Origin of the sequence: Paenibacillus sp. FSL K6-2862 (genome assembly GCF_038005125.1) — a bacterium.
Classification (GTDB): domain Bacteria; phylum Bacillota; class Bacilli; order Paenibacillales; family Paenibacillaceae; genus Paenibacillus; species Paenibacillus illinoisensis_A.
The window spans coordinates 5,481,103-5,493,264 of sequence record NZ_JBBOSN010000001.1; the positions used below are offsets into that span (position 1 = coordinate 5,481,103).

Here is a 12,162-nt window from a genome sequence, read left to right on the forward strand (position 1 = left end):
TTAGCCCACCTCTCCATCTTGTTGTACAATCTCAACTTCTTCCGGGCGATACACCGTATGCAGCTTTCCTGCAGCATCTGTGGCAAACAGCACGGATCGATTTTTCTCCAATTTGAACTCATAGGATACGCCAGTGCGGGTATCTCTTACGTGAACCTTATGATTGAGTGAAGACTCTGACACAAATACATATAGATTTCCTTTTGGAAAACTCAGCTTCCGGCCATAGATTCCTGCAATGTCTCCACCAGATACCCATTCCAGCTCCTGATGGATGCCAGCCGTTTCGGCCGCATAATGGTACAGGTCCGCCAGCGGCTCATCCCGTCCGTTCAGCTCGAGCGGCAGTGGGGTCCACATGATTTTTCCTTTCCCCCATGGCAGAACAGTCACTTCATCTGGAGTGTCATGATCTTGATGAAGCAGCGTCTCTTTAGCCACTTCAGCAATACGGCGCCTGCCATACGTTACCCGGTGATTCACCCCATTGATATTCAGCAGTTCTTCACGCTGCACATTACCCAAACTGCGTTTACCCACAATGTGATCGGCCCGGTCACTGGCCTTCCAGTACGCGTCCAGTCCCAGTGGTCCAGTGATCAGCAGACATGCGCCTTCCTTCTCCGTGAATGCAAGCAGCTGAAGCAATGCATCATTATCCATATTGTGTGGACTCGGCACGATAATCAGCTTGGGTGGCTGCTGCTCCAGTGCTTCCAGATGATACTCGGATACGGCACGGAATGGCAGTTTCAGATCATAGGACATCACACGCGTAAGCTTGGTGGTTGCATCATAAGCAAGGGAACGGTTGGAGAAATCATTGGAATACGGGAACACGACCGCAATCTCCTCCAGCTCACGATCCTCGAAGAGATCACGCACCTTCTGCATGAAGCGGCCAAAGTCATAGGATACATCCGCCTCTGGCTTCTCTGTACCATCTGCACGAAGGGCCCCAATATGAGACTCATTGGCATTATCCATATAGAAGTTGGTATTCCAGATCCACTGCACTGCTCCCGCACCACCTGTGGAGAATGCATAGGCATACTTCCGTTCAAGAATGCTGCGAAGCTCTTCTTCCGTGCGCTTGGCGCGTCCATCCGGGGTCTCCACATACATGATGCCCGTCTCCTGAATGAGATTTGGTTTATGCGGAGTTTTGGTGAAAATGCCGTCCCAGATCAGATCATCGTTCAACCACCAGGAATGCACGGTGGTATAATCCACTTCACGTTCATAGAAAAACGGTGAAGGACGCTGTGCACCCAGAGCTTCGTCCTGCCCTACGGTAACGAGATGATTCGGCACCAGATCCTTGATCGTACCTACGAGCTCTCTTGCCCAAACATTGTGCATCTCCATGGAGAAGAGACAATAATCGAGCCAGCGGGTTCCTTTTTTCGCCTTGTGCATGTCCTGTACATCAAAGTTAATCTCTTCCGGTTCCGGAATGACCGCTGCTGCAAAGTTCGGAAGCTGCTTCGGTGACATGTTCCATGCTTCCTGCAGCGCTTCAATGGTTTCATGCCGCTGCTGAAGCCATCCAATAAATGCCTGCTGTTCGTGCGAATCCCTGGCTGAGCGCGGGCCAGCCGAGAAGATGCGCACCGGATCAAACATCGATGGCTCGTTAATCAGATCCCAATCCACATGAGTGGTGTGTGTATGCCGGCTGACGATGCTGCGAATGAAACGCTTCTGTGCCTCGACACTTTGCGGATCCAGATACGGATTCGTTCCTTCCCACGTTTCAGGCGTAAAGGAAAAGAATGTGAACGTAACCTGTAGGCCATGGCGCTTCGCCGTTAACAGGAAGGCATCAATCGCGCGAAGCACATCCTCCGCCATGTGCCCGTCCACCTGCATCATATTACGATAAGCTGTCCAGATTCCTGTCCGAATCCAGTTAATGCCGGCCTTCGCCATCTGTGCCATGTCCCGATCCCATACATCGGCGTTCGGTAGGAACAGAAATTTCCGGGCTACGTCGGAGGTCATGTACGTCATACCCACAACAGGGAGAGGTCGTCCTTCTTTTACAAAGTAGTCTCTGCTGCGAGTGATAACTTCACCTTCTGCAAGCAATGCGTCATCCTGGCCCCAGAATCCTTGGCGCAGATTTCGAACTTCACCGTCAGGTCCTTGCGCACGACATACGACTCGGTACAGCCCGCTCTCTATTAAAAACGGAAGAGGGAGGCGCACAAACTGCTGCTCTCCGGTAAGTTCCATCTGCAGCTTATGGCTCCATACCTTCTCAGCTGTGCCGCTTGTCCGATCCTCTCGTTCAACGGTCAGATCAAACGTCCACAACTCGGAAGCTGTACGTCGGTCACCCGCGCGCTGTAAAATCTGTCCCTGAAGGGTAAGTGCAGCCCGTTCACCTGGTTCATACGTGGCGTAGTTAGGCTTGAGCGACAATTCAGTTACCCCTTTGGCACAGAATTGTGCCCACTTCACAATCTCCTTAGCACCGTCCTGCTCCCAGAATGAAGCAGTCAGCGGCAGATGCACAAACATCCAGCGTGAACCAGCAAATGTACTGCGGGAGTTCTCCCACAGGACAACCGGAGCGGCAATGCTGCGTTCATCCTTACTCACTCCGAAAAGTAACGGATAGATCTGCGTGCTCATCGGTCCTGCCGAACCCATCTGGTGAGGCAGATCACTAGACTTGGTGGTATGCGGGACCAGATTCCACGTATCTGCAATCTCAAACAAGCCCTCTTTGCCAGCAAGCAGTGAAATTTGTTCAAAGGAAGTGTACGTTTGGATATTCGCTGAAGATACGTTCAGTGCCTCGTGAATATAAAGCTCCTGATGATACGCCGTCTGCTCTGACTCCACAACCCAAGCTCCATCCTGATCCCGCACAGGGCGCTTAAACGGTGCTCCACCCACACTGATCAGGCTTCCTCCCTGATGCAGATAGGCTGCAATTTCCGTCCAGGCCGATTTGGGAAAGTAGGGTGCATGCAGGTTTACCAGACAACCCTCGCCTGCCGCTGCTTTCAACACATCAGCCAGTTCTCGTGCACTAACAACGATGACTTCATTAGACCCTTGCCAAGTATCCAGAGCTTCACGGGATGGCCGCTGGCCTTCTGCCGGAAAATCAGGATCAGCGAAGATAATCAGCTTGTTGTCCTTCAGATGTGTACTCATAACAGCCCATCCTTCATGGATTTATAGACCAACTGGGAGAACAGGCTGTTGGACCATGCGAACCATTTTCTCGTAAAAATGGTTGGATCATCGGCATGGAAACCTTCATGCATATAACCTGTATCCGCATCTGTCGCTTCCAGCATACGAATGATCTCCAGTTTCTCCTCGGCAGATTGTGCCGTCAGTCCCTGCATGGATAGACCCATATGCCAGATGTAATCTGGTGGTGTGTGCGGGCTGCCGATCCCTTTGGCAACCTTGCCCTCATAATAGAACGGATTCTCTTTGCTCAGGGCGAATCGGCGGGTATTTTGATAGATCGGATCATCCGCTGTGACGTAACCGAGATACGGAATGGACATCAGTCCCGGTGTACCGGCATCATCCATGAGACAGTAATTGCCGTAGCCATCCGTCTCGTACGCGTAGATGGGACCAAATTCCGGATGACGATAAATGCCGTACAGCTGAATGCCGTGATCCACGTCCTGCTCCAGATCCTTAAGCTCCTGCAGCAGCGCCATATCCCGGAACACCCACTCGGCAAACTCCTGCATCTGGCGCAAAGCTACGACTGCAAACATGTTGCCCGGAATATTGTAGTGAAAATCGCACGCATCGTCGCTGGAACGGAAGCCAGACCAGATCATGCCTGTATAATTGACCGGCATGCCCTTCCCATGATTACGCAAAGAATCTGTAGGAATGCCGTTATTGCGTGTAAAGCGATATGGAGATTGCTCCATGTGATGCTGTTCCACCTTGAACAGGTCCACGATTTTGCGCATGGCTGCCTTGAAGCTGGAATCGAAAATGTCGGTCAGCTCCGTTTCCTTCCAATATAGATAGGCTAACCGCACAACAAAGCACAGCGAATCAATCTCGAATTTGCGTTCCCATACCCAAGGCGACATATCGGTCTCGTCCGTTGTGTTCCAGTGCCAGTCATTGGCCGTCTCATTGAAGGCATTAGCATACGGATCAATATGAACATACTGGATGTGGCGCTTGATCAGGCCGCCAATGATCCGCTGCAGGTCCTCATCTTCCTTCGCAAACGGAATGTAGTGCACCACCTGCTCCACGGAATCACGCAGCCACGAGGCTGGAATGTCTCCGGTGATAACAAAGGTCGTACCATCGTCCATCAGTTTCGTTGTCGTTTCAATTGTATTGGGAAAACAATTTTTGAATAATTGAAGCAGCTTCGGTCGATGAGCCAGCTTCTGTTCCGCCTCTTCGAGCACTGCCTGAATGGATTGCGGCACAGCAACGGGCGGCATTGGTATTTTGGGTAATCTGAATTGTTCCATGGATGAGTGCAACTCCTTATACGTATTGAATGGTGTAGCTAGATAAGATCAGCTAAGAACATTCACACGAGCCACTACGATGACAGAACAACCTTCCGATCGCTGTTATCCCCAGATTTTTTGATTCCCTCCTTCAAAGGGTAAATCCGGGGATAGCGTATGCTTCCGATGTAGCTTTCCTTCAGAAAGCTTTTAGGCGACCGCTTCGCTTCTTCGTATACTTTCTGCACTCTTCGTTATCGTGTAAATGTTTAAGTTCATCTTGCGTAGCTCAAAGATATTTCAAAAAGGTTTACCGCAGCAGCACGGTTTTAATTTCGTAAGGGGCGAAGGTCAATGTAATCTGACCATTCGTCATATCCAAAGGCTCACCCGGTTCTTCCAACGCATTGGAGAGATAGGCCTGCTCAAAAGCATGTGGCCATTGCAAGGTTACACGTTCACGTTTGCCTGAAGATTCATAGAAACGAAGTACCGTGCCGTGTCCATCCTCTGCCATTTTGACCGTATCCAAGATGACATGCTCGCTATCCCAATCAATCCATGCTCCGGTTGCGGGGCGCGCAGGCAAGGCAGTTACAATTGAATCTACTTCAGCCCCTGTGCTCTGCTGTACCTGTTGTATCGTCACCTCGTGATTCAGCTCTGCAGCATGACGTACCGTATGCGCATTACGCCAATCCCCTTCGTGCGGATACAGGGCATACGTGAATTCATGTTCTCCCAGATCTGCCGTTCGGTCCGGCCATTTCGGTGCACGAAGCAGAGATAAACGAATGGTGCTTCCCTGTACGTCGTATCCGTATTTGCAGTCATTAAGCAAACTCACGCCGTATCCATATTCGGATACATCTGCGAAACGGTGGCCACAAACTTCATATTGGGCTTTTTCCCAGCTGGTGTTACGGTGCGTTGGCCGCTCCAATGCGCCAAACGGAATCTCATACGTCGCCTTGGAGGTCACGACATCGATTGGAAAACCGACTTTTAAGAGTTTGTGGTTTTCGTTCCAGCTCACTTGTGTTTGGAAGTCGATCCGCCTTGAATCATGGTAAAAGACAATATCTTGTGTAATCTCCGATTGATGGAGTTTCCACCGGAAGCGCAGGACGTCCTTCGTCGTACCAGCCAGCACCAGCTTTTTCTCCAATAGCTCGGCTTCTCCAGCAACCTGTTCTTCATAACGGCTGTCAATATCCCATGCATCCCAGAGCGTTGGACGGTCGTGGAAAAAGTGCAATTGATTGCCCCGTTCACCCGGCTTCAGCATTTCCCGCTCTGCTGCCTTATCCCACAGACGTGTAATCTCGCCTCGGTTGTTAAACTCCACATGATAAAACGCGGTATCCCATGTATCCTTAAAAACCGGTTGACCGGCATGGCTGGTCACTTCTCGTACATTCGTTTCCCTCGTGTTTTCAGGTACCAGCCAAATCGTCTTATACCCGAACGCCGGAATGTCATCCACAAGAATCGAGATCGCGTTATCCTCCCAATCCATTCGCAGGTGCTGGCCTTCCACATCTACCACATAACGATCCAAGCCATCGTGCACAGGGAGCTGAATGACTGCATTACGCTTCCAGCCAAGGCTGTTGAACACCACATAGGCCGCTGAACCTTCTGGACCCTTTGTGTCAATACCTGCCGTCAATGCCGCAGCACCTTGATTCAACCCTGCCCTACCTAACTCAAAAACTCGTACATATTCCTCATCCGAAGTCACGTATGACTCCGTAATCGCTGAGCCTGGAATAATATCATGGAATTGATTCAGCAAAATCAGCTTCCAGCCCTCATGCAGCGCCGAACGGACTTCAGCTTCCGTCTGCGCCTCCATGTCCGGCAGAGCAAGTGTGTTCCACAGCTCGGCTTCACGATACAGGACCTCTGCTTTGCGATTGTTCCGCTTGTTGCGTGCATGTGTCGTGTACGTACCTCGATGAAGTTCCAGGTACAGATCACCGTGCCATTCCGGAAGTGTAGGCTTCCCTGCTTCAATACCTGCAAAAAAGGCTGCCGCTGTACTGTAGCGACTGGCAGGCTGCCCTACCATCAAGTCTGCGCGATCCACGTACTCCAGCATTTCACGGGTTACTCCGCCGCCACCATCACCATGCCCATATAGAAGCATGTGCTCGGGATGTGCTGCCTTCTCACGGTAGGACTGCCAATGATCATGGATATCCTTCGGTAAAGTATGTTCATTGACACCATGGTTGAGATAAGACAGGATCGGTGTACCGTCAATGCCAACCCAGTGAAAGAGATCGTACGGGAATACATTGGTATCGTTCCATCCCAGCTTCGTCGTCATAAAATAGTCCACATTGCCATGCTTCAAAATCTGAGGCAGGGAGGCACAGTACCCGAATGTATCGGGCAGCCATTCAATCTGAGATGTCTTGCCAAACTCCTCCATGTAAAAACGCTGGCCATATAACATTTGGCGTATCAGCGACTCGCCGCTCGGAATGTTCAAATCCGGCTCAACCCACATACCGCCAACCAGTTCCCAGCGTCCTTCTACAATGCGCTGCTTCACCCGTGCATACAATTCGGGATCATGTTCCTTCAGAAAGGCGTACAACAAAGGTTGGCTCTGGGAGTACACATAATCGGGATATTCATTCATTAGTGCATCCACGGTTGAGAATGTACGACTAGTCTTCCGTACTGTCTCCCGTACAGGCCACAGCCAGGCAATGTCGATATGGGACTGTCCCACCATATGTTCAAGACCTTCAGCGTTACCACCAATCTCCCGCACATGATTCGCTAAACTCTCTTCAATCTGGCGAATGCCCTTCCCCTGCTTGATCTCTTCATCTGTCATGCCGACAAATTGATCCATCGCACGATAGATGGCTTCAAGCAGACGTACACGCCGGAAGTCGCTTTCCGGCAGCAGTACGGCCGAATCGCGTACAATAATGACCGTATACATCAGGCTGCGAACCGCCTCGTTCGGTCTCACCAGCAGACTCGTGATCGATGTGATTGGCGGCTGAATAACGGCCTGCTGGTTCAACGGATCGACAGGCTCAGGTACCGGATCGAACAACTCGATCTCAAGTTCAGGATGGATTCCAATATTGGATGAGTCCAGCGTAACGTACGTATGATTGCGATCCAGACCCTGATAGGAACGACCATTCACCCGCAGCAATCCTTCTCCTCCCGATTGAAACAACAGTCCGAATGGGGCATGCTGCCAGGAAGCGGGGACTTCTAAACGGGTTCGAAAAAAGTAGGTGGTCCCCTGTGTGCTTGGAAAACGATCCAGGCCTTCTCCCTCCGGATAAGGCCCTTGATTCTCATATTTTCCCGGCACATCATAATAGGCACGGGTGATGTTCCAGCTGCGTAAATCCACCTGCTCCAGCCACTGATGTTCAGACAGTTCACGAATAAATCGTCTAATACGTTCCATGTTTTAAGCCTCCCTTACCGTAAGCTCGGCCATTTGCGTGTCGTTCACGCTACTGCCGATATGAATACGGAATAGTCCCGGTTCAACCACGGGTTTCAAATGCCGTCCGATATATTGCAGCTGCTCCGCACCAACACGGAATTCAATCGTTTGCGTTTCACCAGGTGCCAGATTCACTTTTGTGAATCCTTTCAGCTCTTTGGCCGGGCGAGTCATCTGGCTGACCACATCGGTGATGTACATCTGTACCACTTCTGAGCCACTACGCTGGCCTGTATTGGTCACATCCACCGATACCGTAATGGATTCGCCAGCTGTCATGGATGCCCTGCTGACTTTCGGCTCGCTGTATTCAAAAGTGGTATAGCTAAGTCCATATCCGAACGAATAACGAGGCTCCAGATCTTCTTCGAGGTAACGCTTGCCACGGGAACGTTTACCGTTGTAATAGATAGGTAACTGACCGACATGCTTCGGAATGGAAATCGTCAATTTGCCCGATGGATTCACATCGCCAAATAGAATGTCTGCAATGGCATGCCCGCCTTCTTGACCCGGATACCATGCCTCCAGAATGGCATCTGCATGTTCGTCCACCCAGGGTTCGGTGATGGGGCGGCCATTGATGTAAACAACGATGAGCTTTTTGCCGAGCTTGTGAATCTCCTGAATGAGTTCCAGCTGTACTCCCGCAAGCCCTAACGTCATACGGTCGATGCCTTCGCCGCACTCCATGTCGTTCCATGAATGATCCGATACATTGGATGCCCCTGTCTTCAAATCGATCGTCCCTTCGCCAAAATCGCGGGCACTTGAGCCTCCAACCACCATAATGACGGTATCGGCCTTGTCGGCGATCTCAATGGCATGCTCGAACCCTTCTCTGGAATCACCTTTGATTCGGCAACCTGGCGCATAAAGCACCTCACGTACACCTTCGTTCCCCGCAAGCTTGCTGCGAATACCATCAAGTACCGTTGCCACTTTGGATTTGGGTTGCGGTGACGTGTAATCACCGAGCTGATTGTAGGCATGATCTGCATTCGGGCCAATGACAGCAATTTGTCCAGCTCCTGTTGTAGATAGCGGGAGAGCCGATTGCTCATTTTTGAGCAAAACCACTCCTTCTGCTGCCAATTGACGTGCCAGCTGGATATGCTGCTCACTGCCAATTACTTGTGCGGCCCGGTCAGCATCCACATAAGGCTGCTCAAACAAGCCCAGTTTGAATTTCAATGCCAGTACGCGGCTGACAGCCTGTTCCAAAACCTGCACATCAAGCTTGCCTTCCGAAACAGCCTGCACCAGATACTGTCCAAACATCTCACCGGACATCTCCATATCGATGCCTGCCTTAATGGCCTGGACAGATGCATCGAGCCCATCCGCTGCAACATCATGCCCGCCTGCCAGCATGTTGATTGCGCCGCAGTCCGTAATGACCAGACCCCCAAAGCCCCAGTCTCCACGTAAAACACGATCCAGCAATTCCGTATTTACCGTACAAGGCGTGCCATCAATTTCGTTATACGCAGGCATAATGGATGCTGCCCCAGCTTCAACCGCCTTTCGGAATGGATACAGATCTACCTCCAGCAATTCACGCCAGCCCATGTGTACAGGTCCTGCATTGCGACCGCCTTCCGAACTGCCGTAACCGACAAAATGCTTCAGCGTTGCAGCAACCGCATCATCCCGGTCAAGACTTTCCCCTTGAAGGCCCTCGACCGATGCCACCGCCAGTTCTCCAATGAGATATGGATCTTCGCCGAAACATTCCTCGGTACGTCCCCAGCGTGGGTCACGCACAACATCCAGTACCGGAGAATACGTAACCGCTCCACCTTGGGCACGCGTCTCGCGCGCGACGGCCTGGCACATCTCCCGGTATAGATCCACATTCCAGGTGCTGCCGAGCAGCAGCGGTACAGGATATACCGTTCCGTCAATGGCCATATGGCCGTGAGAGCACTCCTCCCCGATCAGGATCGGAATTCCCAGTCGGGAATGCTCCACCGCATGGCGCTGTATCAGGTTGACGGCTTCTGCCCCTTCTCTCGCGGATAGGCCATTTTCTAGTGTAACGCCAGTCCAGGGATCGGCCCGAAGGGCACCATAGAGAGAGCCGACGCCGCCGTTTTCCACTTGCTCTATGAAGGAATCATTCAACGTGATGTTTCCCTTATCATTCGTATAGGTCTGCCAGCCAAAAGGCTGAATGAGCTGGCCTACCTTCTCTTCCGTCGTCATCAGGCCAAGCAGGTGCTGCACCCGTTCTTCGACGGGCTTGCTTTTGTCCTTGTATGTCATCATCCTGAAACTCTCCAATCCTATAGAGTGATCCGGTTACTCCTTCACCGCTCCAACCGTCAGACCTTGTACGAAATAGCGCTGGAAGAACGGGTAAGCAAATATAATCGGCAGCGTTGCAAGCACGACCATTGCCATCCGGGAAGTATCCTGCGGAATGGACTGCATGGCTGCCAGACTCATGGAGCTGTTGGCGGAGTTCTGCTGAATAAACTGGATGCTGGACTCGATCCGCATGAGCATGGATTGCAGCGGTACCAGGTTGGGATTATCGATGTATAAGAGTGCGTTGAACCAGTCGTTCCAGTAACCCAGTGTACTGAACAATCCAATCGTTGCCAGCCCCGGCAGGGACAATGGAATAACGATTTTCATAAAAGTATAAAACTCCCCGGCGCCATCAATTCTTGCGGATTCAATAACCGCATCCGGTACACTGGTGGAGTAGAACGTACGCAGAATCATAATATAGAAGGCATTCATCGCCAGCGGCAGGATCAGTGCCCATACGGTATCTTTCAATCCAAGCAGTTGGGATACGACCATATAGGTCGGGATCATCCCTCCGTTGAACAGCATGGTCAAAATGGCAAACACGGAGAAAAATCTCCGATATCTGAAGCTCTTGCGGGAAATGGCATAGGCATACAGGGACATGAGGATCAAACTGATGATTGTTCCGAGTACCGTGACCAGAATGGTAACCCCATACGCACGCAGCAGTGTATCACCGCTCTGCCAGACAAATTGATATGCCGCGAGACTCCATTCCGCCGGAATCAGGCGGTATCCGTCACGGGCCAATGCCTTTTCATCCGTAAACGAGATGATGACGACAAATATAAAAGGAAACACACAGATCAGAGCGAATAGTCCGGCCATGATATTCATGATGACGTTCCAGCCGCTGGATACATGATGGAAATCGCGTTTTTTTACGAGTTGAGCCACAGTGGTTCACTCCTTTCCCTTGTCCTAGAATAAGCTGCTATCTTTATCGATCTTGCGTACCACATAGTTGGAGATGATAACCAGTACAAAGCCCACAACCGATTGATACAATCCGGCAGCGGTACTCATGCCAATCTCACCGCTCGTTTTCAAACCGCGATATACATACGTGTCAATGACATTCGTAACGGAATAGAGCGTACCCGAATCCCTTGGCACTTGATAGAAGAGACCGAAGTCAGCGTAGAAGATCCGGCCTACAGCAAGGAGTGTCATAATCGTGATGATTGGGGATAGCAATGGGATCGTAATGTTGCGAATCTGCTGCCATTTGCTCGCACCGTCAATCATTGCGGCTTCATAGAGCGAACGGTCAATGCCCAGTATAGATGCCAGATAGACGATACTGTTGTAGCCGATCGTTTTCCAAAGTGCGACGAAAATCAGAATGTACGGCCAATACTTGGCTTCCGAATACCACTGGATGGGTTCCATCCCGAACCAGCCGATGATCTGATTCAACATTCCCCGGTCCATGCTGAGGAAACTGAACACAAAGTAACCTACAATGACCCAGGAGAGGAAATACGGGAGGAACATCCCTGTTTGATATATTTTGGCAAGCCGTTTATTAATAAGTTCCGAGAGCAGAATGGCCAAACCTACGGCGAACACTAACCCCAAGAATATGATGGCGATGTTATACAGAAGTGTATTTCGGGTAATCAGCAGTGCGTCATTGGTGCTGAACAGGAATTTGAAGTTGTCCCAGCCCACCCATTCGCTCTTCGCAAGACTGGCCCAGAACCCCTCACGGCTAAAGCGATATTCCTTGAATGCCGCTACAGTACCCACCAGGGGCAGATAAGAGAAGAAGAAGAACCAGATGGCGCCAGGCAGCACCATGAACAGCATGACTCGGTTTCTTATCAGATTTTTCAAAAATGCAGTCATTGGGATATCCTCCTTCAAGCTTGAATG

General features: G+C 50.9%; 6 protein-coding genes. All 6 read right to left on the reverse strand.

Annotated elements, in window-relative coordinates; genetic code table 11:
• The 6 genes from MHB82_RS24760 to MHB82_RS24785 all read right to left on the reverse strand — a co-directional run bounded on the left by MHB82_RS24760 (position 1) and on the right by MHB82_RS24785 (position 12,135).
• On the reverse strand, positions 1-3,171 hold the full coding sequence (locus MHB82_RS24760; protein WP_341176107.1) for a beta-galactosidase: 3,171 nt from the start codon (positions 3,169-3,171) through the stop codon (positions 1-3).
• A complete protein-coding gene (locus MHB82_RS24765; protein ID WP_127538938.1) occupies positions 3,168-4,487 on the reverse strand; it encodes a glycoside hydrolase family 125 protein in 1,320 nt (439 codons plus the stop codon). Before MHB82_RS24765 ends, MHB82_RS24760 begins: the two co-directional genes overlap by 4 nt.
• Before the next feature lie 292 nt (positions 4,488-4,779).
• On the reverse strand, positions 4,780-7,920 hold the full coding sequence (locus MHB82_RS24770; protein WP_341176108.1) for an alpha-mannosidase: 3,141 nt from the start codon (positions 7,918-7,920) through the stop codon (positions 4,780-4,782).
• Between the two features lie 3 nt (positions 7,921-7,923).
• Entirely contained in the window at positions 7,924-10,233 is a 2,310-nt protein-coding gene (locus MHB82_RS24775; protein WP_341176109.1) for a glycoside hydrolase family 3 N-terminal domain-containing protein, read from the reverse strand.
• A 33-nt stretch (positions 10,234-10,266) separates the two neighbouring features.
• A complete protein-coding gene (locus tag MHB82_RS24780; RefSeq protein ID WP_217506623.1) occupies positions 10,267-11,121 on the reverse strand; it encodes a carbohydrate ABC transporter permease in 855 nt (284 codons plus the stop codon).
• An 84-nt stretch (positions 11,122-11,205) separates the two neighbouring features.
• Positions 11,206-12,135 (reverse strand): ABC transporter permease, encoded by a 930-nt coding sequence (locus tag MHB82_RS24785; protein ID WP_110757044.1) that lies wholly within the window; start codon positions 12,133-12,135, stop codon positions 11,206-11,208.
• Positions 12,136-12,162: the final 27 nt, after the last annotated feature.

Bases quoted from the DNA above. Each gene is read 5' to 3' on its own strand.
- MHB82_RS24760 (WP_341176107.1), bottom strand. From the start codon at position 3,171: ATGAGTACACATCTGAAGGACAACAAGCTGATTATCTTCGCTGATCCT.
- MHB82_RS24765 (WP_127538938.1), bottom strand. From the start codon at position 4,487: ATGGAACAATTCAGATTACCCAAAATACCAATGCCGCCCGTTGCTGTG.
- MHB82_RS24780 (WP_217506623.1), bottom strand. From the start codon at position 11,121: ATGAATATCATGGCCGGACTATTCGCTCTGATCTGTGTGTTTCCTTTT.
- MHB82_RS24775 (WP_341176109.1), bottom strand. From the start codon at position 10,233: ATGATGACATACAAGGACAAAAGCAAGCCCGTCGAAGAACGGGTGCAG.
- MHB82_RS24770 (WP_341176108.1), bottom strand. From the start codon at position 7,920: ATGGAACGTATTAGACGATTTATTCGTGAACTGTCTGAACATCAGTGG.
- MHB82_RS24785 (WP_110757044.1), bottom strand. From the start codon at position 12,135: ATGACTGCATTTTTGAAAAATCTGATAAGAAACCGAGTCATGCTGTTC.